Here is a 25,969-nt window from a genome sequence, read left to right on the forward strand (position 1 = left end):
AGAAAGCCCGCAACAGAGGTCGTCGTTGTGTGTTGTGATTGAGTCGAAAGATTCAACGTCATCAGTACAGCATCATGAAGTTCACTCGTCAATGCCGGTGAGTTTAGAGGCCATGGCTTCGGCGACGATCGCCAGTTGGCCTTGGGATGCGGAGAGCCACTCCTTATGGGACTTTTGTTCGGCCCGGGCCATTTTCAGCGCGTCCTTGGCATCGTCGATGGCCTGGCCGGCGGCATGCTTGAGCGCTTCCTTGCGTTGGGCTTTGAGGTCCTTGAGGGCCTCCTTGGAGCGTGTTTGTTCGAGCTCGATCCGCTCGTCGAGGGCGCGCACGGCGTCGGTGGCGGTCACGTCGTCCACGGTCTCCTTGCGCTCCTTGACGTGCTCCTTGGACGAGTCGATGGCGTCCCGCAACCGTTCGATCCGGTAACAGCGGAGGAGGATGCCGACCCAGCACCGGCGGCTCGCGCCCCAACCGGGCGCCGGCGCGAGCAGCTCCGCCGGCTTCGAGCCATCCCGGAGGAATCCGGGATGACATAAACAACGGAGCTACCGGTCCCGCGATTAACGACGATGGCGAGTGCGGTGCGCATTGCCACTGAGCCTCGCTGTCCAGATTCATGATTGCCTATCAAAGTCGCCTGTCAAAACCCACACGGCAGCAGACAGGCGACTTTGATAGCCAACGCAGGCGCGTAGGCCACCCGGGACAAGACGATCGCCCATGCGGGCGTTATGCCACTTCGATTCCCCAGCTTCAGCCAACGAGCGACCCACCTGCTCGACCGCTTACCCCGTCGAAAGCGGGACCGACGGTCAGGTGGTCCGTCCCGCCTGTCCGAGGCTTCAAGCAAGGGGTTACGCCAGGCGACGGTCGGGGACCGCTGTTTTAATTGGGGGAACCTACGGGCCCGCACCCGCCAGCACAGGAGCGGCGCTGGAACGCAGTGCCTTTTGAAACGAGGAGTAGGAAGACGGGTCCGTCATCCTGGCCAGCACCTGCGGAGGCACTAATCCAAGACTATTCATAGTTTAGGTTGCACCAGCTCTTTTTTCTAACCGAATCGGGACTTCTTTAACTATTTTTAATCCTCCCCAAAACCTAGTAGTATCGACGAAAAACTGGAATCGGGAGTGCCCTCCCCGCGACAAGTTGCGTTGCACGTCACGCTAAGCTCAACAATTGCCACGGGGGCATTCACAGTCAGAACTAGAACCCCCTGCGGCCATGCTTAAACCAACCGGGGGCCTTCCCCTCACCTGGGGCCACCGCCGACGGCCTGCCAATCAGCGCCGCCGGCCGGCTAGCAGGCCCACACTTGCATGCGCACACCCACGCGCCCACGCTTCCGCGCACGCCCACACGCCCACGCCCACGCACGCACGTCACGCCGGCACGCACACGCGCACACCTATCTACCCGCGGGCAGGCGTACATACGGGCGCACCCTACTGCGGTGGGGGCGGGTAGGGTTGTGGCGTACGGCTGCATGCACGCCCAGCATCGCTACCCCCATCTGATCTGCATTGCGACACGACGAAAGAACGGCTTGATACCACCGGGCGCGGCGGCCCATTTGCATGTAGTGCCGATCGGTACTATAGCGGTAATCGCCCAACACGGAACACATCAAAGGCTTGGGGCAAATTGAAGGCGACGACAAGCGTGGCCGGGGACTCGCAAAATTAAAGGGCGGATTATTGTATTGACAGTAGTGCTAGACAGTACTATTATCGATGCCACCTGAAGAAAGGTGGCACGCATGGGACTAAGGGAGATGCGTAAGCGCTGAGGCTGGACACAGGTCCAGCTGGCCGATGTGACAGGAGTACCGCAGACCAATATCAGCGCTTATGAGCGATGGTCGGCCGCCAATCCACGTGGCAAGATAAAAAACCCACATAAGATGGAGCTGACCACCGCCGTAAAGCTAGCCGACGCGCTGGGCGGAGACGTCCAAGAGCTACTGGCCTAGAGCGGCGAACGAAAAGGGGCCCGACAGTGCTAGCTGTCAGACCCCTGTGCCCTTAGTCTCAATCAATCATCCGAATCGACTATCAACGTGGGGCGCTATCTACAGTAGTAGCCTCACAAGGAAGTATGGGTGCGCATGTCGATGGGCACTGCCTGCGCGGGGACAAGGACATCGGACGCCGCCGCTCTCGCGACCGTCAGCGCGACATGCCGAAGAAACGCTGTCATTGCAGCGTTTTTACCTCCCCTTTTTCGGTTTTGTAATACACGTTAAATCGTGTATAGCAGTAGCTACCAAGCACGGAACACACGAGCGAAGAGCTTGGGGAGAACTTAAAACGGCAGTCACCGAGGTGACTCGTGGGAGTGTGAGGAATCAGCCCGATACGGTGCGAGGTACAGCGCGGGGGCGATACAGCCGAGAAGCTTGAAAATTGAAGAGAGACGACCCATAACATATTTACACGCTTCGGCGTGTACAATTGGCCTCGCAAGGAGGTCACTATATGGGACTAAGGGAATTGCGGAGCCGCAAGGGCTGGACGCAAGTCCAGCTGGCTAACGCCATGTCAATCCCCCAGCAGCGTGTCAGTGAGTACGAGCGTGGGCAGGATATGTCATCATCCAGCGCGAAAAAGTTCGCGCGCATCCTGGGCGCGACGCTGGAAGAGGTCACTGACTACATCAGGCCGGAGGAATGAGAGAGGTCCGACAGCTGACACTGTCGGATCTCGTGCCCGTAGTCTCAATCGGTCTCGGGAATCAACGACAATATGGGGCGCTATAGGTAGCAACCTCACAAGGAAGTGGGGAATCGTGGGAAGGGCAAGCAAGGCACGGGCGCGCGGGAAGTTGGTGTATGCTCTACGGGATGTACCAGCCTTAATAGCAGGGATTGTAGATAGTCGCGGCAGGTTGATAAGAGAAGCGCCGGTGCTTGCGAGCAGGGCGAATAGCGCTCATGAATCAAGACCGAGCGCTTTGACGGAGACTTCCGGCGGCAGGCGTTTCGTTGCGCTGGGGTGCATGTGGACACGGCTATCGGTTGAACTGCGGAAAACCACCAGCCAGACCGTGGAAGCATGGCGGGAATACGCTTCGGAGCATGCTGGAGTGCAGCGCCTGCAAGGAGGTGCGGAGTGAGCACGGTCACTGTCCGGCCGGGCTGCGCGGCTAGACTGGAGGGACAACATAGGGGAGGAGACGGCATGGCACGAGTCCACGAAGTCACTGACACAATCTCGCTGAGGCCTGAGGAAGCCAACGCCGGGGAGAACATCGCCCGACGGGAGGGCGCCACGCTGTCCAGTCGGCTACAAGATCTCGCCGAGGCGTATGTGGCGGGTGACGACGCCGACAGCGGCGTCAGCCTCAACAGTCCCGGCGAAGTGAGGGAGTTTTTCGGCAACCTTGTCGAGGAAGCCGCGTCTGAGAGCATGGGGAGTTGACCGCCGGCAGGTTCGGCGCGGATTGGCTCGCCGGCAGATGAGTCGCCGCAAGCATCAACATGGACCGTCTTGGCACGTTGCTCCAAGGCGGTCCATCAGCTCTCGGTGAAGGCTTTGAAGAAGAGTCAAAGATATCAAGCAAGGCATACAGGAGGGTGCGAAAGCACTTGGGGGTAAGGCAAAGGGCCCTTACGCGCCTTCCTGCGTCAGCGCTTGAGGCGGTAGGCGGTGGAGTTATCGGGCATGGGGTTCATGTGGGTGTGCATCAGGTGGAGGTAGGGCTGGGTGGTGTCCAGGTTGGCCGCGTCGGGTGAGGAGTTTCCGGGGTCGAAGCTTTGGCATACGTCGTTGTTGGGGCAGGGGGCCACGCCTTTGGGGAAGTAGAGCAGGTCGACCGGCCAGATGGACTCGGCCGTGGTGCATTCGCCGTAGACCTTGTACGCCTCGATGCGTTCAGGGCCGTTGAAATCCATCATCTCGAATACGCCGCTCGCGCCCGCGCCGCGCCCGTCGGCGTTAGCCACCCAGTTGCTGTTGAAGGAGTACGTCAGTTTGCCGTACTGACGGTTGGGTACGGGCGTATAGGAGCCGTCTTTGGCGATGGTAGTCGTTTTCGGCGTTGCACCAATGGCCGGCGATGGAGGAGAAATCACCATTCCTAATAGCTTGCGTGTCGGCCACCCCGGACGATGTGGGGGGATGAGAGGCCTCCGGTTCGGCGGTGTCGGACGGGTCGCCATCCGCGTCGGAGGCTTGTTCCGAGCCGCTGACCGTACAGGTCTTGTTCGCCCCGCCGGCCACGTCCAAGCGGCATTGGAAGCCAGCCTTGGCGTCTTTGGCCCAGGAGTCGTCCAAACCGTCAACCGCCGTTTGCGCCGTGGAGATTTTCTGCTTGAGCTTGTTTTCGTCCGCCTTGGACAGCTTATGGTCATCGCCGGACCGGTAGTAGGCGCAGTTGGCGTCGGGGCAGGCCGCGCCAGCCCCCTGGCTCCAATCGGTGGTCGCAATGATGCGGTCCCGGGACTGTTCGGTGGGGTCGTCGCTCACCAGCGGCTCGTAGTAGGCGGTGTTGTAGAGTTTGGCGCCTTTCTGCACGACTAGCAGGAGGTAGTGTGTGTCGGGGTAACTCCCGTGATGGTTGGCTATCGCTCCATCCTGGGCCAGCTGGTGCTGGGTCGAGGGCATGGAGCGCATGATGCAGTCGTCCTGCCCCGGCTGGCACTCATGCAGCTGGTAGGGCGGGTTGGTGCCATCCACGGGTGTCTGCGGGCTCAGCTTGCCGTCGGAAATGGTCATCCAGGCGCCAGCGGGGTTGGTCCAGGTGCCCTCCATGCTGGAGTAGTCGCCCCTGGCGATGGCCTCCAGATTGAGCTGCGGAGGGCCGGACAGCTTGTCATTCTCGGTTTTCTGCCGTTCGGCGGCGGCCACGGCTTTCTCCACCTCGCTCAAGGCCTTATCGGCGGTGGATTTGGAGTCTGTGACTGCCTGGGCGGCCTTGGTCAGGCCGGCGGCCGCGTCGGTGCACCGGCTGGCGCTTTCGGTGTTGCTGGCTGCGGCCTCGTTGAGCTCCTGGGCGTCTGCGACGTTCGTGTTCTTGATTAGGCGCGGTTTGGTGGTCTGCATTCCGGTGGCCGCGGACATGCTCTGGTGGTACGAGGAGATGGTGGAGGCGTCGGTCACCTGGCTTTTGCTTACCTTACCGGCTGAGCGATCGGCGGACTTGATCGCGGCGGACAGGCCCTTGCGGGCCTCGGTCAATTTGTTGAGCGAGTCGTCATAACGGGCCAGGGCCTGTGGGCGGGAATGGGAGGAGTAATACTGGTAGCCGCCGAAACCGCCGGCCCCAATCAGCAGTGCTGCAGCAATCACGAAAGCGGCGATTTTGAAGCCGTGTGACTTGTGCCGCTCGACCGTTGCCGCAGGGGCAGCGGCTTCCGTGCCGCCAACGCCTGCGGCGACCATGGCGGGTGGGGCAGGGGTCTGGATGACCGTGGTCGGCGCTTCGGTCTCCTGGAAATCCGCAAACTCCGCTGGCAGCGTTTGCATCCGCGTCCCATCAGCCTCACCTTGGGCGACGGCCGCTTCGCCGTCGTTCTGCTCGGGTATGGCATCAGTGTGCGCGGTATCGGCTTCGTTTCCGCTTTCCTGCTCGCTGGACCCTTGAGTTATCGCTTCTTGTGGCGCGTCGCCGGCTGGTTTCCGCTCGCTTCGGGGCGTCTTTTCGTTCTCTTGCGCAGGCTCCACTTTCGCCCCGCAATTGCTGCAGAACAAGGCCCCGTCGTCTATGCGCCCCCGCAATTACCGCAGAATCCCATCGTCTCTCCTCGTCGATGCTCGCTGCAGGCGCGTCCTGTTTGCGCCCCGCTTTCGCCATTTTATCGGCAGCGCAGAACCGGATAGGGCGCCCTGGACAGGGGAAGGAGATTCTCCGAGTGTTTGGTGTTCTTGTGAATAAGGTTATCGCTGGTGAAGGAATCTCGAACAAACCAGCATCCGTATGAAGGGTTTTCATATGAAACGGACATACGCAAGCCTGTGCGCTGGGCTGGGCGCCCTTGCCTTATCGGTGGGGCTGGTAGCCGTACCGGCGTTGACCGCGCAATCCGCGCAGGTAGGGGACACCGGGCAAGCGGCGGACGCGCAGGCCCTGGTGGACCAGAGGGCTCCTCGCTACTACGGGGACAATCCGGAGACGATGATTGGCGTCAGACCCGGCGTTGGAACCCCGGCACCCCAGGCTCGCATCGGCTCCAGGAGTCTGGTCCGATCGGGCACGCCCGAGAACGTGCCGCTCGGACAGCGCAGCGAAGCACCGGTCGAACCGGCCGCTAAAGGCATCACCTTCTTTGAGAATCCGCAGACTCGGGTGGCCCAGCAGACGCCCGTGTACTCGCCGGATGTAAAGCCGGTGGTCAGTCCGGCGGGAGAGGTGACCGGCGTGACGATCAATGGTATTGCGCAGAATTATGAAACTTGGATCCCCTATTGGTGCGACGTGAGCAACGACGGCGGCAATTCCATGAGCCTGTGCTACCGGGAAACCAACATGTTCCAAGACCAGGCTCAGGGCGCGGCTGTCGGTGAACGGCTATCCATCATTGATGGGAAACCGCATATCATACTGGACGATGAGAATGTGGACGCGGGCATCGCCCGGTTCCTGGGCGTCGGTGCCCTTCAAAGTTCCATGAAGGATTGGAACACGCTACTCGGTCAGGACTTTTTCCTGCTCAAATCCCAGACAACGACCAATGCGTCCAATCCTAGCGGAAAAGCCGTGATTAATCCGGCCCGTGACTATATTCAATACTTGTTCATCAAGACGGATAATTCGCCCGATTTCGCGGCGGCGGCCGGTACCACCGGACTAAGAATTAACATGAACGAATATAATGAGGGCTATTCTTCCCTAGCCGATCGTGCGCCCTTAGACTATAGCGATTGGGGTTATTACTTTAGCCGTGAAGAAACCAGAGCTGGTACTTTCAAGCGTCGCAATGTTGTGACTTGGGATGCAGAAAGCTGCTCTATGGGGAATTATGTTGGCTCGTGTGTGCATGCTCCTAACCGAGCTGCGGCTGAACAGCAATGGCACAGCATACATGCCGAAGACTGGAGGAAGCTCCTCGTGCATGAGCTCGGGCATATGCTGGGTTTGGACCATCCCACGGATCCGACCGGTACCACTTTTACCCTCAATAACCCGGGAGGCGGCTGCGCACCCGGACAGCATTACTACAACAATGGGCCGCTCATCATGCAATACCAGCGCGACAACGGCGACTCGATGCTTGATGGGACCATGTCCAGCTCAGTGGAGTACCGGATGGTGAAAGACCTGATCGCAGCGGGCACGAATTATATTAAGCAGGCCATGCAAGACGGTCAGCAGATAAGGCCAGTCACCCATCGCAAAATCAGGGTTTCCGTGGTAGATGAGCACGGTGCGCCCTCCCGGGTGGCGGCGCCGATAGCCGACCAGACCCAAACGGTGGACTATTACGGGGTGTACTCCGATGTGAAAGGGGCTTCGTTCTGTGGCGGCTTCGACACGACGGACATGGACAAGTGGCAGCCCTGGGGACAGGCGCCAGCAGTAAATGTGCCGGAATTGCAAGGGTACGAGGTTTCCGTGGACGGGGGGAGGACGTGGGCGAGAACCGCCACCATACCGGCGGTGAACATGCCGTCGACGGCGGCCCTGCAGTGGAATTACTCGCTGACTGGGCGGCGGTGGACCTCGGACGGATCGAACGCGGTGACGAACTTCGGGCTGGCCGATTTGGCTGATGTGAGGGTCATCTACCGGGTGCGCACCTTGGCTCCTTCGCCAGGTGACGGCGGCAGCGGGTCTTCTCCTGTGGCGCCCTCGCCGGGTGGCGGCGGCAGCGGGTCCTCGCCTGTGGCTCCTTCGCCTGGTGGCGGCGGACCAGCCAGCGGGGCGTCAAATTCAGCCGTCTCCCAACAGCGGCAAGTTTACGCTGGCTCCGCCGACTCTCATGAGTTGGCGGCTACAGGCTCCGATGTGGTCATTGTAGCGGCCGCGGGCGGGGTGTTCCTCCTGCTGGGCGGGGCCATGCTGAGCATCAAGCGCCGCATGCGCTGATTCTCGAGCCCGGAATGCGTTTCGGCCCCCTATCTTCAAGCGCTAGGGGGCCGAAACGCGTTGGGGGCTCTTGCAGCCGGCGGCGGGCGGAGGATGCGGCGTTGGCACGGGCGGCGACCGCAAGTAGGGGCTGTGGGGTAGGAATAGGGTATTGATGATTTCGGTCCGCCGTGCGCGGACGGTGTGGAAAGCGAGCGGACGCATGGCGTTGAGCAAGAAGCAGGTCAAGCAGCTACGGGCCCTGGCGAATGGGATCAACCCGACCCTGTGGATCGGCAAGGAGGGTGTGACCGAGGCCGCCGCCCAGCAGGTTTCGCAAACCCTGGACGCTCACGAGCTGATTAAGTGCGTGGTGCAGGACGGCGCTCCAGTCGACGCTGGCGAGGCAGGCAAGGTCCTGTCCGAGCGGTTGGGCGCTGACCTGGTCCAGGTGATTGGCCGTCGTTTCGTGCTCTACCGCGCCAGCGACAAAGAGGGGATCAAGCCTATCCAACTGGTCCGCGGCTAGGGCTGTGCGAATGGCGGAACCGGAGGGGCGGGTCCGTCGTGGCCTGTGAGGCCGCACGGTTGGGGAATGAATGGAGGGTGGGAAGATGACAGGACGCGAGCAGTCAGAGCGGATGGGTGCGGGCTCTGACCCTGAGAAGGCGAAAGCGGACGGGGGGCCGTTTGGGGAGACGTATCATCGCGGGTCGGTGATCATGCGGGGGTCGATGATTCCCGAGGATAATTCGAATACGAGTCTGTTGACTCCTGATGCGAATACCGATTGGCTGCATATGGACCCCTGGCGGGTGCTGAGGATTCAGTCCGAGTTCGTGGACGGGTTCGGGGCCCTGGCCGAGTTGGGGCCGGCGGCGGCGATTTTCGGGTCCGCGCGCATCCCTAGTGACGATCCGGCCTACCAGGCGGCGCGCAAGATGGGACACGACATAGCCGAACAGGGCATGGCCGTGATCACCGGCGGCGGGCCCGGCATCATGGAAGCCGCCAACCGGGGCGCGGCCGAAGCCGGCGGCAAGTCGGTGGGGCTGGGCATCGAATTGCCCCACGAGCAGGGGATTAACCAGTGGGTGAACCTGGGCATGACCTTCCGCTACTTCTTCGTACGCAAGACCATGTTCGTCAAATACTCCTCAGGCGCGATCGTCTGCCCAGGCGGATTCGGCACCATGGACGAGATGTTCGAACTGCTGACCCTGGTGCAAACCCACAAGGTGACTCGAAAGTCGATCGTCTTGTTCGACACGGACTATTGGGAAGGGCTCTTCGACTGGATCGCCGGCACAGTGCGCGAGCGCGGTATGATCTCCGACCTGGACCCCGACTTGCTGGTACGCACCGACGACCCGGAGGAGGCCGTGCGTGTAATCGTGGACAGTTATAAGAGCGGTCTCTGAAGGAGGGGCTGCCAATCCAAGGATGGTTGGGCCCCGCCTCCGCTGGGTTCAGCGCTTTGAAGCCAGAAGGACGCCGGTGCCGATTGGCAGCAGGCACGCATCCAACTCGCCGTCCTGATTCTGCTCGCAGCTTTCGGCCAGTTGGCGCAGGAGCACCGCCCGTGGGGACTGGTTGGAGGGGTTCATCACGCCTCCCTCATCCTCGTTCTCCAAGAAGCACATGGCATCGGTGAATAGGATCTGCCCCCGGGCCCGCAGGAGCCGCGGGGCCTCCTGCAAGGAGTCGATGTAATTGACATCGTCGCCAGCCACCACAATCAGGTCGTAATCCTGGGGGTTCAGCCGGAGGAAGTAAGTCTTGGCGCGGGCGTTCACGGCCCGGAGACGCACCCCGGTTCGCCCGCTGAGCGAGCGGAAAGCACGCCGAATCAGGTCCGCGCCTTGGGAGGAGGAGTCCACTGCGGTGAACTGTCCAGCGTCTCCGAGCCCCTCGATCAGACGGAGGGCCTCAACCACCGAACCGGTGCCTACGAGGATAATCGAGCGCGCCTGGCTGGCCCGGGCCACCACTTCCAGGAAGGCGCCTTGGGCCACGGACCCTTGCGTGAAGCCGGCCTGCGTCGCTTGCGCCCGAGCCGCCACCAAGTAGTCCGACTCAGCGTTGAGTCTGCTGCTTTCGGCGTATTGCCAGGCCTTGGCGTGGTTCGTGTAGAAAGACTTATCCATATCACTCACTTTAACCAGGCCCCCTCACAAGTGACTGGCGGACTCAGTGGATTCAATCAGCTTCCAAATGGTTTCCCCCACGTCGATGCCCCGGGGGCAGGGTCGGGCGCAGGCGCGGATCGACTGGCAAGCGCCCAGGCCGTCCTCCCTGTCCAAACCATTCAGGCGGTCCTGGGCGTGATCGTCGCGCGAATCGTTGATGAAGCGGGCCGCTGCTACTAGGGCTGCGGGTCCTATGAAGGCCTCGCCTCCGGCGTAGATAGGGCAGGCGGCCTCGCACAGGCCGCAGGAGATGCAATCGCTCAGAAGCTCGTAGGCCTTGAGCTGGCTCGGAGTCTGCTTCACCTCGACTGCTGGCGCCCCGGGGGAGGGCTGGTCGTTCTCTGCGACCGTCCCGGTCCCAAGCCAGGGGTGGACCGCCTTGATTTGGCGGAACATGGCGTCCGTGTCGACCACTAAGTCGCGTAGGACCGGGAAACCAGGCAGGGGGGCCAGCTCAATCAGCTCGTCGCCGACTTCAAGGGCGTTCTGAGGCGATGGGGGGTTTTCGCCGCTCGTGGCGGGGCCCTGATGTTGGGGCAGGAACCTGGTTGTGGGGCGGAAGGGAGCGGTGCCTTGGGGGTCTGACCGCGCGCTTCCGGCGACGGTCGCCTCGCACAGGAGCCCTGGCCTACCGTTAATCAACACGCCGTCCGAACCGCACATGCCGTGCCCGCAGGAGTAGCGGAAGGCCAGGCTGGGGTCCTGCTGGCGCTTGATTGACAGCAGACAGTCCAGGAGCGTGTCTTGGGGTTGGGCGGTGATTCGATAGTCCTGGACCCAGCGTTTGGCGGCGGACCTGCGGGTAGGCGCATTCGAGCCGCTGCTGGCGAAGGGGTTGCTCCTGCGCGCGCGGCCACCCTGGGCCTGCGCTCGGGGCAGGGGCTTGGACCGGTGGACCCGTATCGTTAAGGTCGTGGGGGCCGCGATGCCCCGTTGCCGCTTGCCTTCCATGCCGTTCGTCCTCTCTGTGCTCTCTGGTCGCTTGCTGCTCCAGGCCTTGTGATCGCGCCCTCATCCTGTTCGTTGGGACGAGCGGTCGTTTCTGGGCTTGCTTGCCTGGGGTTCAATAACTGCGCGAGCCAGGTGGAAAGTCCTGTATATGCACCGGTTGCCAGCTGATATGGCCGTCGGCGTCGATCAGGGAGTGCTGCAGGTAATGCTCATCGTCGCGGCGGGGGAAGTCCAGGCGACTCAAGGAGCCCCGGGACTCTTGACGCTCCAGACTGCTTTTCAGGACCGCCCGTGCCAGTCCGGTCAGGTTCCTGACTTCGAAGATGGCGACCAGCTCCTGATTGAAATTTGGGGAGGGGTCGTGCAGGCTTAAGTTTTCGACCTGGCTGGACAAGTCGCCGTCAAGGCGCGCCTGCGCGCTGCTGAGGCTGTCCGAGTCGCAGCGTACAGCGGCTGCCTGATCCATGAGCCGCCCAAGTGACTCGATGAGCTGGTAGGGGTTGGAATCGGTGGACGCATCGCCGTCGTTCGCGCTCCCAGCTGTGGTTGGGGTGGCGGCCGAGTCGACGGTTTGGGTGGCGCTGTCGAGTAAACCCGCGGTTTCGCGCCGTCGTTGCGATGCCAGGAGGTCCAAGCGGTCCGATTGGACCGAATCGGGCTGCTGGGCCGGTGCCGCAGCCGACGAGGACTGTCGCTCAGCCAGAATGTCCTGTGCCGCGCTGCGCCCGGCCCGCCGTCCGAAGAGGCAAGCGTCCAAGAGCGAGTTGCCGCCTAGGCGGTTGGCCCCGTGCACGCCTACGCAGGCGCATTCGCCCGCCGCGAAGAGCCCGGCTACAGGGAACCTGCGGCCATCGTTCCAGCGGTAGATCCGGCCGTCCAAATCAATCGGCAGGCCGCCCATCATGTAGTGGGCGGTCGGTTTGACCGGTACCAGGTCGCGGGTCGGATCCAGGCCCGCATACCGGCGGATCGTCTCGTCCACCTGAGGGAGTTTGTCGCGCATGTCTTGCGCTGGAATCGCACGCAAATCCAACCATACGCAGTCCTTGGGCCCCTGGGGTTCGCGCGGGTCCGCCACCCCCCGTCCCTGGTCGGTTTCGGCCACAATCGCCCGGCTGACCACGTCGCGGGCAGCCAGGTCCCGGTGCTCGGGCGCGTAGCGGGCCATGAAGGCTTCCCCCTTCGCGTTGCGCAAGACACCGCCCTCAGCGCGGGAGGCTTCAGACAGGAGGATTCCGGTATGGCCCAGGCCCGTAGGATGGAACTGGACGAACTCCATATCCTCCAGTTGCAGGCCAGCGCGCAAGGCCAGCGACATCCCGTCGCCGGTCAGGTCGTAGGAGTTGGAGCTGGTGTGGAAGAGACGGCCCGCGCCGCCGGTGCACAGGATGACCTTGCGGGCGCGGATGGCGTGCACCTGCCCAGTGCGCTCGTCCCAAGCGACGAGGCCCAGGGCTTCATCGCCGGAGTCGGATAAGGCCAGGTCGCACACGTACCACTCTTCAGCGAAAGCGACCCCGTGCTTGAGGCACTGCTGCCAGAGGGAGGATAGGATTCGATGCCCGATGCGGTCGGCCGCGTAGGCCGCGCGCTTGACCGGACGGCCCCCGTAGTTGGCGGTGTGACCGCCGAACCGCCGCTGGCTGATTCGTCCATCAGCCCGGCGGGAGAAGGCGACGCCGGCTCGTTCCAGATCGATGAGAGTGGCCTTGGCCTCTTGGGCCAGGAGTTTGGCCGCGTCTTGGTCGACCAGCCAATCGCCGCCTTTGACAGTGTCGTAATAGTGCCAGCGCCAGTCGTCGGCCTCCTCGTTGCCTAGGCTCGCGGCTATGCCTCCCTCGGCTGATCCTGTATGGGAGCGCAGGGGCTGGAGTTTCGAGACCACCAGGAGCTTGAGGGGCTCGCCGTTATCGTCGGCCACCTCTAACAGGCCCAGAGCCGCGGAGAGGCCGGCGGCCCCCGCTCCTACGATGACTGCGTCGTACTCCTGCTCGATGTTCACTGGGCTCATGCCTCCGATTCTCTCACAGGGCCAGGTCTTGGAGGCTATGAAACCCCGTATTCCGGCGGATGAGAGCTTGTCAGGTCAGCTTGGAAGGATGAAGGCATGGCGGATTCAGCGTCGGGGTCGGAACCCTCTTTCTTCGACCGGGTCTACGCGGTGGTTCAGCGCATTCCCGAGGGCATGGTGGCCACCTATGGGCAGGTGGCGGCGTTGGCTGGTAGACCACGGTCGGCCCGGTACGTGGGTTACGCCCTCCACTCGAATCCGACCCCAGGAGAGGTGCCTTGCCACCGGGTGGTTTTCCGCGATGGTTCTCTGGCCCCAGGGTTCGCCTTCGGCGGCCCTGAGCGTCAGCGGGAACTGCTTGAAGGCGAGGGTGTGGCCTTCAAACCGCCGCGCGCCGGGGAAAATGCCGGAGCGGATGGTTGGGTGGTGGACTTGGAACGGTCCGGTTGGACGAAGTGAACTGCTCAATGGCGTCCACGCTCTCATCCCTTGGTTTTGCGTCTGCTGACCGGGGCGAGGACACCGCCGACGATGGTGATGAGACCTAGTAGTTCCATCGAGCCGGCAGTCTGCATGACCGTCTGGATTGAAGGTGGGCCGTCCGAGCCCTGCCTGTGAGCCAGAAGGGCCGCGATGTTCTCGCAGCTGGCTTCGATTCCCCGAGCTTGGCATGCTCTGATGGCTTTCACCAACCGCGCCTGGTCGTCTGTGGGCTGTGTCGGCTCCTCCGGGATGGAAGCTTGGGCCCCGCTTCCATCTCCTGTCTGTTTCCCCGTCCGACTTCGGCTTCCTGCCATTTCGAGAGCGGCTTGGGGTTCCTCCCATCTTTCTTTGCCTTGGGTTCGGTCGCGCTGGTTTGCGGGAGCGGGCGGTGCAGGCGCTGGAGTGGACTGTCGGTCACGCTTGCCCGGGCTCTCTGGTAGGCAAGGGTCGTGGGCGGCATGGCAGACGTCGCTCAGGTCGGTGGCCGAGATCAGAATCATGGCCTTGCCCTCGTGAATGAGCCGGTTGCAGCCTGTGTTCTCCGGGTTGTCGATGCTGCCGGGGGCTGCGTAGACCTCGCGTCCCAGCTCGGCCGCCCAGGATGCGGTGTTCAAGGCTCCGGACCGGTGCCGGGCCTGTGCTACGACGACGCTGTGGGCCAGGGCGGCGATAATCCGATTGCGTAGCAAGAACCGTCGTGCCTCCGGTATGGTGTCTGGGCACAGCTCGCTGATCAGCGCGCCTCCTTGATTCTCGATCGCCCTGAAGAGGCGCTGATTGCTCCGAGGGCCCATATGGCCCAAACCGCCAGCGAAGACGGCTACCGTGCGACCAGGTCGTGGGCCGTACGGTCTGGTCGCCGCCAGGGCGCCCCAGTGGGCGTTCGCGTCCGCTCCCATAGCGCCGCCGGAGACGACGAGGTGGCCGCTCTCCGCTGCTTTCAGACCGACATGCCGAGCCACGAACCGCCCGTAAGCGTTACAGGAGCGTGAGCCTACGATGGCTATGGGTCTGGGGCAGGAGACCAAAGCCGCCGGGTCCCCCCGTCCCCACAGGCACAGGGGAGGCGCCCAATCCGAGCGCAGGGCCAGGTCGCCCAGCTGGGCTGGCCAGCAGGGGTGGTCTGGTCCGATGATCCAGTAAGCGCCACCACCGCTGAAGCGTCGTTCCAGCTCGTGGACGCCCAGGCCAGCCAAATCCGCCAAGCGGGTCCGCCATTGGGCGACGGCCCTGTGGAACTTGCCTACGTCGCGCTGGCTGGCACGGTGCCCCCATCGGGCTGATCCGGAGATGAACATGCCGTCCAGGTTGCCTTGGGCCCTGGCCGGAGCCGTTTGTCGCGCGCTCATAGCGCCCGTCGCGCTTGTTGCGGTCGTTTCGTTGACCGCCCGAGCCGGTGGCGCTTCCAAAGCCTCCAGCAAGGCACAGGCGCTTCCGGCTCCAAGCAGGGCCGCGTAGAGCAGGGCATCCGGACTGTCGATGCAGTAGGTGAGCATGGCTCTGGCCAGGGTCTCGGCGGAAAGGTTCGGCGCCTGCGCCTCCGGGGCGGCCTGCACGGTCGGGGCAAAAGCGTTCGCGTTCATTGCAGCCTCGTTCTCATCATGATTCCAGCGTTCACGTCCTCGGCCCTGGGGCTGGTCCGCCCGTCCAGATCGGCAATGGTCCAGGCCAGACGCATGGCCCGATCGGCGCCGCGCAGGCTCAGCCGTTTGCCCTCCAGGGCTGCGTTGACCAGGCTGATCGCTTTGGCGGATGTCTCCCGGCGCAGCCACTCGCCGGAGGCTTGCGCGTTGCAGGTCCAGCCCTGCTTGGCGAACCGGGCTCGCGCCGCCGCCCTGGCTTGGGTGGCCAAAGCGCGGATTTGGGCGCTGGTGCGTCTAGGCTCGGTCGCACTGGTCAGCAGGGAGGAGACCGGAGGCACCGTCACCTGGATGTCGATTCGATCCAGGATGGGTCCGGAGAGCCGGTTCCAGTAGCGGGTGCGCTCGCGCGATGAACAGGTGCAGCGCTCGCCGGTACCGTAGCCGTAGCCGCAGGGGCAGGGGTTGGCGGCCATGACCAGCTGGAAACGGGCCGGGTAGGAGGCCGTACCCTTGGCGCGCGAGAGGAAGACGCGGCCAGTCTCCAGCGGCTCGCGCAGGGTTTGGAGAGCGCGCGGTGAGAATTCGGGGGCTTCATCCATGAAGAGCACCCCACAGTGAGCCCGGGTGATGGCCCCGGGCAGGGCCACGCCGGAGCCGCCGCCGACTAGGGATGCTGTGGAAGCCGTGTGGTGGGGCGCTTCGAAGGGAGGCACGTCTGAGATGCCGTATTGCTGCAAATCGCCGCATATGGAGCGGATTGAAGCCACTTCCAACTGCTCTTTTTGCGCCAGTGGAGGCATGATCGAGGGCAGGCGGGAGGCCAGCATGGTCTTGCCGGAGCCAGGTGGTCCGGTCATCAGCATGTGGTGGCCGCCAGCGGCTGCTACGGTCAGGGCCCACTTAGTCTGCTCCTGACCTACGACCTGCGCCATATCGAGTCGCTTGCCTTGGCTGGGGGAATTCCCCGCCCCGGGCTCGCTCGAACCGGTAGGGGTTTGCGGGCAGTCGGATGGGTGGTATTTCGCCTTGCCGCCCACCTGCTCGATCAACTCGCCCAAGTGACGCACCCCCACTACATCAATGCCGGGCACCATCCGCGCCTCCTCCAAGTTCCCGTACGGCAGGTAGGCGCGCTTGACTCCCTGCTCCCGGGCGTGCAGGAGGATAGGCAGCAGGCCGTTGACAGGCAGGACCGAGCCGTCCAGATTCAACTCGCCCAGGGTCAGCGCCCCTTCGAAGGCCTGCCCAGGAATCGTGCCGGCTGCGTCCAGGACGGCGACGGCGATGGCTAGGTCGTGGATGGAACCGTGTTTGGGCATGGATGCGGGGGAGAGGTTGACGGTCACTCGGGTTTCGGGCCACTTGAAACCGGCCGCCGCGCAGGCCGACTTGACCCGTTCGCGCGACTCGCTCAAGGAGGCGTCAGGCAGGCCGATGATCGAGAAATAGGGCAGGCCCGGCGAGATGAAGGCTTGGGCTTGGATGGTGAAGGCTTTAAGCCCCACCAGCCCTACGGACAGGCCGGTTCCGATCCTCATCAGAAGGCCCCCTTGATCAGGCGGACCCGGGCTTGGGCGCTGCCTCCTGCCGCGCTCGGCCCCACGCTCAGGGCGGCCACGTCGAAGCGCACGCCCCGGTGGCGGCAGAGTAGGTCGTCATCGTGCTTATCGAGCCAGAGGATGGCCGCATGACGCAGGTGGGAGCGCTTGCTGGCGGCGACGGCCTCTTCGGGGAGGCCATAGGCCCGGCTGCGTCTGGTTTTGACCTCCACGATTGCCAGGCGCCGTTCCGGGTCCAAGGCTACGATATCGAGCTCTCCGAAGCGGCAGGACCAGTTACGGTCCAGCACCCGCCAGCCCATGCTCTCCAGCCAATAGGCCACGTAGTCCTCGCCGAGGGCGCCGAGGCGGTGGGGGCTGATGGAGGGCGCGCATAAGGCGGCCTCGGTCTGGGCTAGGTTCGAGCCGGGGTCCGGTGAGTGACGGTCCGGGGTCTGATTCGTTTCGCGTATGCTATCCATGCCCCCAGTCCACCATTGGCGGGGAGGGGGAGCGAGCCGGGGCGGTCAATGTGGTCGAACGTGCCCTAGTGTGGTCGAACGTGGGTGAGCCTTACCCCCGGGAGGTTTCAGCGGGCCCGCCCCAACCCTGGCTGACCGGGCGAATGGGACGGTCATGGGTCATCTCAATCTCACGGCTCAACCAGGGCAGTCATCTGGTTCAGGTCGAGCTCGAAGCTGACGCCGCGCGCCTCGTAATCAGGCTGAGCCTGCGTATGGGACATGGCTGAGCGGACGAATTCGCCGGCGATTCGCGCGGCTTCGTCCAGGGCGCGTCCGGCGAACAGGGCTCCGCACAGGGCCGAGGCGAACGCATCGCCGGTCCCGTGGATCATGTAGGGCAGTTTGGCGTGGACGGACTCCACCTTGCCCTGCGCTCCGCCCTGAGCGGCCGAAGCCACGTAGTTGCGCAGGCCTCCATCCTCCCGATCGATACCTTTGAGCACCACGTTGCGCGCTCCCATGGCCAGCAGGGCTTCCAAACGCGCGTCCACCTGGGCCTCGGTCAGGTTTTGCCCCTCGTAAGGCAATCCGGTCAGCAAGGAGGCCTCGGTCAGGTTGGGCATGAGTACGTCCGCGCCGTCCACCAGGCCGGCTGTGGCCAGGCAGAGCTCATCCGTATAGGTGGGGTACATCTGGCCGCCGTCGCCCATGACCGGGTCCACCAGCCGCAGGGCTTTGGGGTATTGACGGTACATGCGCTGGATGATGCCCACCTGCTCAGCCGATCCCAGGAACCCGGAGTAGATGCCGTCCAGGTCCACGCCTTCCTGCCGCCAAGCATCCAAGTAGCCAGGCAGCATGTCCGTCGTGTCGTGGAAGGTGTAGTGCTCGAACTTGGTGTGGGCGGAGAACAGGGCCGTGGGTACGGGGCACACATCGCAGCCGGCCGCTGACAGGATGGGGATCGCCGCGGTCAGTGAGCATTTGCCGTAGCCGCACATGTCATGCAGGGCGGCAACGCGCGGAACGTAATAGCGTTGGCGGGTGTACAGGGTGTTCTCGTTCATGCTGCTTCCTTCGTTCGGCGATGGCATGGGCGCGGATGACGGTGCCGGGTGATGGTGCTTATGGCTTTCGCCAGCAGATTCTACCGCCAACTGTCGGCAAGGGGGTCGGATGGTTAATAGACGGAAGCGGGCCCCGCTGTTGGATCACAGACCCCTTGGCGGCTTGTCATCCTTGAGGATGAGACCAGGGGTCGCGTTGGGAGCGCTTATCCGCTGCAAGTTCAGCCCCTGGGATGATTCCGGCGGCTGTCGGCGCTGGATAGATTGAGGGCAGGAAGCGCAGGGAGGACTTGCGCGACGCACTATGAAGGGATTGAAGATGACGAATCTGTCAGGGAACCAGGGCGCGACGCCGACGGAGGCGCAGGGCATGCCGCCGAGGCCAGTGGAGGGCACTGCGGTGCAGGCCATTGGATTGGTCAAGGATTATGGAAGCGGGGAGAACCTGGTCCATGCCCTACGCGGGGTGGACGTGGCCTTCCAGCGCGGCCGCTTCACCGCGATCATGGGGCCATCCGGCTCGGGCAAGTCCACGCTGATGCACACCCTGGCTGGGCTGGATTCCGCCACTTCGGGCCGGGTCCTGCTCTACGGGGTGGGCTCCGGCGGCGAATCCGGCTCACACAGGCGCGCGACCAAGGGGGGTCGGATCGACGGGCATAGCTTTGTGGACATCACCAAGCTGGGCGACAACCAGCTGACCCTCCTGCGCCGCCACTCGATTGGCTTCATCTTCCAGTCCTTCAACCTCCTGCCCATGTTCACCGCGGAGCAGAACATCCTGATGCCGCTGACCCTGGAGGGCGTCAAGCCAGACAGGGGGTGGCTCGACCTTCTGGTGCGGACCCTGGGGTTGGAAGGGCGCTTGAACCACCGGCCCAGCGAGCTTTCCGGTGGCCAGCAGCAGCGGGTGGCCATAGCCCGCGCCCTGATCGCCAAACCGGCCATCGTCTTCGCCGACGAGCCCACCGGCAACCTGGATTCCGTCTCCTCGGCCGAGGTCCTGAGCTTCCTCAAGCGTTCGGTGCGTGAGTTGGGTCAGACCGTCATCATGGTCACGCACGATCCGGTAGCGGCCTCCTACGCGGACCGCGCCATTGTTTTCGCCGACGGACGGATCGTGGCCGATGAGGGCCAGCCCACCGCCGATCGGATGAGCGAGCTGCTGAACCGACAGGCCGAGATGGTGGCGGCGATCGGTTCGGTTGGGCCGATGGTTCAGCCGCAGGCGCCCGCCGCCAGCCACCGGGCCAACTGAGCGCGAGAGGAAGGCAAACATCATGTGGTCAGTATCCTGGAAAATGATGAAGCGCGACGGGCGCATGCTGGTTCCCGCAGGCATCGCCATACTGGTCGGCAGCCTCTTCATCGCCGCCACCTTCCTGTTCGGCAACTCCATGGACGCGTCCGTACGCAAACAGGTGTCCTCGTCATTCGGGGAGGCCAACTACGCCATCGCGCCCAATGCCGCTGTCAGCGACGCCGATTCGGGTGGCAAGAAGGTTAAGGACTTCCATCTTAAGGAGATCCTGGGCCTCAAGGGGGTCGAGGGCGCCAGGGCGGACGTATTCGCGCCCGTAGAGCTTTCTTCCAGCCCTGCCGATAAACACACGAATTCGGCCGGCATCGCCATGAGTCATCCTGGTTCAATCATGCCCATGCCGATCGTTGAGGGGCGTTGGCCGCAGGGGGATTCCGAAATCGCCCTGCCTAAGCAAGCCGCCCAGCGTTTGAATCTTAAGATGGGGGACGTCGTCAGCGTAAGGCCCGCCGCAGGCGGTCCTGGTAATTCCGGCGGCGCCGGCGACCTGCGGCTCAAGCTGGTGGGGCTGAATGAGGATACGGATGGTGCGTATTCCTACTATGGAGGCGCGAGCGTCATGGGTGAGGGTACCATGGCCCGTCTCAAGGGAGACCCCAGCCCCGTGGGCGTCGACGGCTACCAGGCTCCGTACGTCTATCTGTCCATTGATGAAGCCCAAGCGGGGCAGGCCACCCTGGAGCGGATCCGAGGGCAGCTGCCCAAGGGTTTCCAGCTGCAGACCCGTGCCGCTTTTGAGGATTCCCAAATCAAGCAGTTGAGTGGGCAGACCAATATCATGAAGACCTTCCTGCTGAGTTTCGGCGTCCTGGCGATGTTCGTGGCAGCGTTGGTCATCGCCAACACCTTCCAGGTAATGGTGGCCCGCCAACGCCGGACCTTGGCGCTCTTGCGCACGATCGGCGCCAAGAAGGGGCAGGTGAGGGCTTCGGTTCTCATGCAGTCAAGCATTCTGGGGTTGATCGCCTCTACGCTGGGCGCTGTCGGCGCCATCGGAGTCATGGCGGCGGCCCATGCCCTGGGCCTGAGACTGGGCGCCCTGACCTTGGCTGTGGTCGTGACGCCGGCGGTCATCGTGGTGCCCATCGTGTTCGGCACCGCCATGACCATGCTCGCTTCCCTCAGTTCCGCGGCGACCGCCACGCGGGTCACGCCCCTTGAGGCCCTGCGCCCGGCCGAGGTGAGTGGGAACGGCAAGAGCCGCGGGAGGATCCGCTTCGCCCTGGCAGGCCTCATGATGGTCGTCGGCGCGGCCATGGCCGCTTGGATCGTCTACCAGGCGGTGCAGGATTCGCGTGGGGTCAAGGGCACGATGGTGTCCGGCGATAACGCGGATGCGGCGTTGGGCATCGCTGTTGCTGGCGTGGCCTTGTTCTTCATTGGCGTCCTCCTGTGCGCCAACCGGTGGATTCCATGGATGCTCAAAGGCATTGGCTCTGCCCTGGCGCATGTCGGCCCTTCGTCCAAGGTGGCGGTGGGCAACATCTCGCGCAACCCGGCTCGTGTAGCGGCCACCGGCACGGCCCTGCTCATAGGCGTCACGCTGGTCGCCTGCCTGGGCACCGGCGCCACTTCGGCCAAGCGGACCATGGCGGCGACCCTGGACTCCCGCTATAGCGTGGACGTGGAGATCGCCTTGGAAAAGGAGGACCAGGGCAGCCTCGATAAGGTGCGTAAGGTCAAGGGCGTGAAGGCCGCCGACATCGTGCCGGTCTACCAGGGCGCCCTCGGCTCAGGAAAGACCGCCGAAAGCCATGCGGAGAAGTCGTCCATAGCCATCTTCGGCCTCAAGCCGGGCCAGTCCGAACGCCTGATGAACGCATCCCAGGAATCGCTGATGGCGGGCGGGGCGAAACTGGTGATGCCCCAGGGCCAAGTCGGAGGCAAGAACGCGCTGAAGGAAGGGGATACCGTATCGACGGTCCAAGGTAAGGATGGCGCTTACACCGCCAGCGGTCATTCCTTCCAGGTGGTGCCCGGCTCCTTCAACGGCTTGGGTGGCGACTCAGGAATCTATGGAATCGCGCTTATCGACCAGCCCGTCGGACTGGGTGCGCCTAGCCAGTATGAGATCTGGGTCAAGGCCGATGGCGGCCAGCCGGTGGGGAGCTTTATGGAAGACATACGCGAGGCCATGAGCACGACTGCGAACGCGGCGGTCTCGGGCGGCATCGCCATGAAAGCCACCTATGAGCAGATCGTCAACATCTTCCTGCTCATCATGGTGGCCTTGTTGGCGGTGGCGGTGGTCATCGCGCTGATTGGCGTGGCCAACACGCTCTCCCTCTCGGTCATCGAGCGCACCAAGGAGTCTGCCACCTTGCGCGCCATCGGCATGACCCGCCGCCAGCTCAAGCGCTCGCTCTCAATCGAGGCCTTGCTCATCGCGGTGGGCTCCACGCTCGCCGGCCTCGTCTTGGGTACGCTGTTCGGCTGGACCGGCTCGTACATCGTTTTCCAATCCCTGGGCAAGGTCTCCCTACCCTTGGATTGGGGGATGTATGGCATGATCCTGGTGGTCGCGGTCATCGCGGCCCTGCTGGCGAGCGTCTTGCCGGCCAGGCGCGCCACCAGGACCCCGCCGGTGGAGGCCCTGGTGGAAGCCTAGGGGAAGAAGGGGCTGCAAGCTCACTGGAGGTAAGGCTCGGGGGCGGTATCCGGCATCAGCATCGGATACCGCCCCCAAGCCCTTACTTGGGTTGGCCGGGCTTATTTCCAAGCGCGCCCGGCCCGCTTGCCGCCCGCCGCCCTCAGACCAGGTGGTTGTCATAGGCGAAGACCACGGCCTGGACCCGGTCCCGGGCGTGGATCTTCTGCAGGATGTGCGCCACATGCGTCTTTACCGTGGGCAGGGAGATGAAGAGCTGGTTGGCTATCTCCTGGTTGGATAGGCCATGGGCGATCTCCGCCAATACTTCCAGTTCGCGCTCGGTGAGCTCGTTGAGTTCAGGGTCCCGGTAATCGCTGGAGGGAGCGTAGCCGGTCCGGCCAGTGACGGATTGCCTTTTGGGGCTCTGTGGGTCGAATCCAGCGCTGTCGTACGCGCCCTGGGCCATGCGCTCGATCAAACGTTTTGTGGCTGATGGGGCAATGATGGCGTTGCCCTGGTGGACGGTGCGGATGGAGGCCAGCAGGGTCTCAGGCTCGGTGTCCTTGAGCAGGAAGCCTGAGGCGCCCGCCTGGATGGCGGCCATCACGTATTCATCCAAGTCGAAGGTGGTCAGGATGATCACCCGGGTCAACCTGCGGCAAGGGTCATCGCCCATCGACGCTGGGGACGGCGTCAGTTGGCAGATGCGCTTGGTGGCTTCAAGGCCGTCCATGCCCGGCATGCGCACGTCCATCAGGACCACGTCCGGTGTGAGGCGCTGGACTAAGTCCACCGCCTGCTCGCCCTGGGACGCCTGCCCCACCACTTCCATGTCGTCCTGGGATCCGATGACCATGGCGAAACCGGCCCGCACCAGATCCTGATCGTCGGCTATGGCCACCCGAATCGGTCCGCTTGCCCCTCGTCCGCCCACGTTCAAGCCCACTTCCACCTTGGTTTCCTCGCTGTCCATGCTAGACGAGCGCATCTACAGCCAGACCCCTCCCACGGCATGATTCACGCAGCTCCCTGGCCGCCCGCCTCCAGAGTCAGGCCTCAGGAGGATTCGACGGGATGGAGTCGGAGGGCGGGCTCATTCTCTTTGGATTCCTGGCTCGCGTCGGAGCTGCTGGTCTGGCGTAGGATGTCCAAAAGCTGGCGCATGCGGGCCAGAGCGGCCCGGCCCGCACGGCCGATTTCCTCAAAGGCCTGGTCAATGGCTTCAGGGCTGACACCGGAACCCTGGCCATCCGCTTTTCGGATCATGGCGATACCAGCGTTGGCCCGGCCAATCACCTGGCTCAGGGTGGTGGCCACCTCCGCTTGGATTTGCGCGCCGATGCGGGCCCGCTCGGCGTTGGCGGCCAGTCTGCGCCGCTGGGCCTCGCCCTGCAGGAGCGCCTCCTGCCGTTCCCGCTGCAAAATCAGGCTGGAGCCGGACGCCCGCCGCCACAGCCCCAGTACCAGGGCGCAGGCGCAGGTGATCGCAGTGGTCGCGAGCAGCGCCGCCGCCACCTCGCTGGGCGAGCCGTTGACGGCCGCGCGCGGCCCGGAGCGGTCCCCCAAGACCCAAGCGAGGATGCTGGGGGAGCTGTACCGGACCTCGCAGCGCAGGCGTACGAACAGCAGCACCAGGTCGGCTACCAGGGTCGCCGGCACCCACAGCCGCGTCTTGCCTCGCCCATAAGCCGCCACTGAATAGATGGAGACCAGGACCAGTGTGTTGGCCGTCGCGATCCAAGGCACGGCCAGCAGCTCGAGAGTGGCGACCGAGGCTACCAGCGCGGCGCTCGCATTAGGCAGCCGGCGGCGCACCACTAGCGGCAGACTGATGCAGACGGTCTCGATGATGGCCGCGGGCAGGGGGATGTACCGGCCCGGGGAGTCCAGATTGGCGTCGAGTGTGAAGTAGGTGGCGTTGGAGGCGGTCAGCAACAGCAGCAGGGGCAGGATCAGCAGACCGTCCACCAATAGGTAGTGCTCGGCGGTCCAAGCGGACAGCCGTTCGATGCGGTTACGGCTCTCGCCGGGCCCCCGCTCCAAATCGCCCTTATCCGCGACCAATCCCGTGACTTCCACGGGCTCGTCCGTCCGCCTATCGGTGCCATCGTGAGCGCTCGTGGCCATGCTTCCGCCTGATCCCAGGGGTATGGTCACGTCCACGCTGAACCCGCCAGCCGGACGGGGGCCGGCCAGCATCCGTCCGCCCAGGGCTTCCACCCGCTCGCTCATGCCGATTAGGCCATACCCCTGGTGGTCCCCGGTTTCAAGAGCGTCGGCCGCGCCCCGCCCGTCGTCGCGAGCCACGAGCCTCAGGCCGTCCGAGGACCAATGTTCGCTGATTTGCGCCCGCGCGCGAGGACCGGCGTGCTTTCGGATGTTCGACAGCGCCTCCTGCACGCAGCGGTAGGCCGCTAGCGATGCCTTCGCGCCCAGCTTGTCCGGCTCCGGCTTGCCTTCTACGGTCCGTTCCAGGGTCAGACCGGGGCTGGCTTGCCGGGCTTGGCGCACCAAATCGTCAATGCCGTCGTAGTACTCAGCGGCATTGATTTCGGACCCGTCCCCGCTTGCCGGCCTTCGATCGTGGGATTGCCCTGCGGTATGGCCGCGCCTGCCACCACCGGTCGTCGCGGCCGTCCGCGTATGCGCGCCCGTACCCGTGCGGGCATCGCTGTCCGGCGCGGACGGCGTATCCTCTTGCCCGTCGTCGGTGAAACTGCCGAAGAGTCGATTCATGTCGTGTAAGGCCCGCCCGGCCTCCTGACGGATCGTTCCCATCACCCGCAGGGCTAGTGCAGGATCCCGTGTCCCCGCGTACCGTCCGGCGTCGGATTGCACAATCACGATTGACAGCGTGTGCGCCACCAGATCGTGCATATCGCGGGCTATGCGCGCCCGCTCGGCTGAGGCCGCCAAGCGCGCCTGCTCCCGCTGCCGGTACTCTATGGCCGCATTGCGCTCACGCATGGCCGTCAGCGCCTGCTTGCGCGATCGATCCCAAAAAGCCAGGAAAACCACCAGGAGCAGCAGCAGGGCTAAGGAGAGCAGGCCGAGCCCCAGGTTCAGCGCTATCTGGGGGCCGCAGGCCCAGATGGATTCTCCCGGCTTGGTCTGGCACACGGGGGTCCGCGCTTGCCCTTCCGCGGGCGAGGCCGGTCGCGAGCCCAACCGGGAGAGCGGCCCCAAGTTGTTGACCGTGGCGTAGAGCACGGATTCCAGGGTCACCAGCGCCGCGGCCAGGATCACGTACCGTCTGCTGCGCCGCCGGTCCCCGTAGACCAGGGCGGAGTAGAGCATGATGAGTCCGGTCGCGTCGGCTGGGATGAGCGTGGGCCCTACTGCCAGCTGCGCCAGGACGATACAGACGAAGATGTTGGCCGCCAGGTCCGGTCGGCTCCGGCGGATGACCAGGGGCAGCACCAGCAGCAGGCCGAACAGAATCGCTACTGGTCGGCTGGTGGGGGCAAGGAAGCCGTCGCCCATGATTGGTGAGGCCGCGAAGAGTAAGGACAGGAAGATGACGGCCAGGGCCAGCAGGCCGTCCCGGGCCAGCAGGTGGGACCGCCACCAGGACACCAAACTGCTGCACCATGCCTTCGCTGTGTTCATAGGCCCAGCCTAGCCTCCTGCGCCACCGCCCACCCTCGGTCCAGAGGATGATTCCAGGACCCGCCGCCGTGGGCGGGAGGCGTAATACTGCGCGAATACTATACGTACTACCCTGAGGTAGACGGTGCGGGGCATCCGGCAAGGTGCGTACGCGAGAC

General features: G+C 64.0%; 20 protein-coding genes. 8 read left to right on the plus strand and 12 right to left on the minus strand.

Going from position 1 to position 25,969, the window contains the following annotated elements; translation table 11 throughout:
• Positions 1–81 precede the first annotated feature (81 nt).
• A complete protein-coding gene (locus AB656_RS01240) occupies positions 82–411 on the minus strand; it encodes a hypothetical protein (protein WP_033503259.1) in 330 nt (109 codons plus the stop codon).
• Between the two features lie 2,067 nt (positions 412–2,478).
• On the opposite strand from AB656_RS01240, the gene AB656_RS01245 reads away from it, so the two are divergent.
• Both AB656_RS01245 and AB656_RS01250 read left to right on the plus strand, forming a co-directional pair.
• Positions 2,479–2,673, plus strand: coding sequence for a helix-turn-helix domain-containing protein (locus AB656_RS01245; protein ID WP_051905225.1), 195 nt, complete (start codon positions 2,479–2,481; stop codon positions 2,671–2,673).
• 507 nt (positions 2,674–3,180) lie between these two features.
• Complete coding sequence (locus AB656_RS01250) at positions 3,181–3,420, plus strand: hypothetical protein (protein WP_033503262.1); 240 nt, start codon at positions 3,181–3,183, stop codon at positions 3,418–3,420.
• 206 nt (positions 3,421–3,626) lie between these two features.
• Here the strand turns inward: AB656_RS01250 and AB656_RS01255 are convergent, their stop codons facing one another.
• Complete coding sequence (locus AB656_RS01255) at positions 3,627–3,944, minus strand: hypothetical protein (RefSeq protein WP_033503264.1); 318 nt, start codon at positions 3,942–3,944, stop codon at positions 3,627–3,629.
• Entirely contained in the window at positions 3,937–5,691 is a 1,755-nt protein-coding gene (locus AB656_RS01260; protein WP_144418903.1) for a DUF6287 domain-containing protein, read from the minus strand. The genes AB656_RS01255 and AB656_RS01260 overlap by 8 nt, the downstream gene beginning before the upstream one ends.
• 241 nt (positions 5,692–5,932) lie before the next feature.
• Here AB656_RS01260 and AB656_RS01265 point away from each other — a divergent pair, with 241 nt between their 5' ends.
• The 3 genes from AB656_RS01265 to AB656_RS01275 all read left to right on the plus strand — a co-directional run bounded on the left by AB656_RS01265 (position 5,933) and on the right by AB656_RS01275 (position 9,426).
• Positions 5,933–8,026 (plus strand): M12 family metallo-peptidase, encoded by a 2,094-nt coding sequence (locus tag AB656_RS01265; protein WP_158336153.1) that lies wholly within the window; start codon positions 5,933–5,935, stop codon positions 8,024–8,026.
• 202 nt (positions 8,027–8,228) lie between these two features.
• Positions 8,229–8,534, plus strand: a complete 306-nt coding sequence (locus AB656_RS01270) for a YhbY family RNA-binding protein (RefSeq protein WP_033503268.1) — start codon at positions 8,229–8,231, stop codon at positions 8,532–8,534.
• A 112-nt stretch (positions 8,535–8,646) separates the two neighbouring features.
• The gene (locus AB656_RS01275; protein ID WP_236681910.1) at positions 8,647–9,426 is read left to right on the plus strand and encodes an LOG family protein; all 780 of its coding nucleotides are present in this window, start codon (positions 8,647–8,649) and stop codon (positions 9,424–9,426) included.
• A 48-nt stretch (positions 9,427–9,474) separates the two neighbouring features.
• On the opposite strand, the gene AB656_RS01280 is transcribed toward AB656_RS01275, so the two are convergent.
• From AB656_RS01280 to AB656_RS01290, 3 genes are all read right to left on the minus strand, one after another.
• Positions 9,475–10,152, minus strand: coding sequence for an O-methyltransferase (locus AB656_RS01280; RefSeq protein WP_033503270.1), 678 nt, complete (start codon positions 10,150–10,152; stop codon positions 9,475–9,477).
• A 24-nt stretch (positions 10,153–10,176) separates the two neighbouring features.
• Positions 10,177–11,145, minus strand: coding sequence for a succinate dehydrogenase/fumarate reductase iron-sulfur subunit (locus AB656_RS01285; protein ID WP_051905226.1), 969 nt, complete (start codon positions 11,143–11,145; stop codon positions 10,177–10,179).
• Positions 11,146–11,257: 112 nt separating this feature from the next.
• Positions 11,258–13,156 (minus strand): FAD-binding protein, encoded by a 1,899-nt coding sequence (locus AB656_RS01290; RefSeq protein ID WP_033503271.1) that lies wholly within the window; start codon positions 13,154–13,156, stop codon positions 11,258–11,260.
• Between the two features lie 96 nt (positions 13,157–13,252).
• On the opposite strand from AB656_RS01290, the gene AB656_RS01295 reads away from it, so the two are divergent.
• A complete protein-coding gene (locus AB656_RS01295) occupies positions 13,253–13,615 on the plus strand; it encodes an MGMT family protein (protein WP_033503273.1) in 363 nt (120 codons plus the stop codon).
• Between the two features lie 23 nt (positions 13,616–13,638).
• Here the strand turns inward: AB656_RS01295 and AB656_RS01300 are convergent, their stop codons facing one another.
• The 4 genes from AB656_RS01300 to AB656_RS01315 form a co-directional block, all read right to left on the minus strand.
• Positions 13,639–15,222: a DNA-processing protein DprA gene (locus tag AB656_RS01300; RefSeq protein WP_051905227.1), complete on the minus strand. Its 1,584-nt coding sequence runs from the start codon at positions 15,220–15,222 to the stop codon at positions 13,639–13,641.
• On the minus strand, positions 15,219–16,760 hold the full coding sequence (locus tag AB656_RS01305; protein WP_033503275.1) for a YifB family Mg chelatase-like AAA ATPase: 1,542 nt from the start codon (positions 16,758–16,760) through the stop codon (positions 15,219–15,221). The genes AB656_RS01300 and AB656_RS01305 overlap by 4 nt, the downstream gene beginning before the upstream one ends.
• Entirely contained in the window at positions 16,760–17,242 is a 483-nt protein-coding gene (locus AB656_RS07575; protein ID WP_081924820.1) for a YraN family protein, read from the minus strand. The genes AB656_RS01305 and AB656_RS07575 overlap by 1 nt, the downstream gene beginning before the upstream one ends.
• A gap of 170 nt (positions 17,243–17,412) precedes the next feature.
• Positions 17,413–18,291 carry a pyridoxamine kinase gene (locus tag AB656_RS01315; RefSeq protein ID WP_033503276.1) on the minus strand — a complete coding sequence of 293 codons (879 nt, stop codon included), beginning with the start codon at positions 18,289–18,291 and terminating at the stop codon, positions 17,413–17,415.
• A gap of 370 nt (positions 18,292–18,661) precedes the next feature.
• Here AB656_RS01315 and AB656_RS01320 point away from each other — a divergent pair, with 370 nt between their 5' ends.
• The gene (locus tag AB656_RS01320; protein ID WP_051905416.1) at positions 18,662–19,549 is read left to right on the plus strand and encodes an ABC transporter ATP-binding protein; all 888 of its coding nucleotides are present in this window, start codon (positions 18,662–18,664) and stop codon (positions 19,547–19,549) included.
• Positions 19,550–19,571: 22 nt separating this feature from the next.
• Positions 19,572–22,220: an ABC transporter permease gene (locus AB656_RS01325; protein WP_033503277.1), complete on the plus strand. Its 2,649-nt coding sequence runs from the start codon at positions 19,572–19,574 to the stop codon at positions 22,218–22,220.
• A gap of 142 nt (positions 22,221–22,362) precedes the next feature.
• Here the strand turns inward: AB656_RS01325 and AB656_RS01330 are convergent, their stop codons facing one another.
• Both AB656_RS01330 and AB656_RS01335 read right to left on the minus strand, forming a co-directional pair.
• Positions 22,363–23,058, minus strand: a complete 696-nt coding sequence (locus AB656_RS01330) for a response regulator (protein WP_236681911.1) — start codon at positions 23,056–23,058, stop codon at positions 22,363–22,365.
• A gap of 200 nt (positions 23,059–23,258) precedes the next feature.
• Positions 23,259–25,811, minus strand: coding sequence for a sensor histidine kinase (locus AB656_RS01335; protein ID WP_034982832.1), 2,553 nt, complete (start codon positions 25,809–25,811; stop codon positions 23,259–23,261).
• Between the last annotated feature and the right edge of the window lie 158 nt (positions 25,812–25,969).

The sequence above is a fragment of the Bifidobacterium actinocoloniiforme DSM 22766 genome, assembly GCF_001263395.1.
In the GTDB taxonomy this organism is placed as follows: domain Bacteria; phylum Actinomycetota; class Actinomycetes; order Actinomycetales; family Bifidobacteriaceae; genus Bombiscardovia; species Bombiscardovia actinocoloniiformis.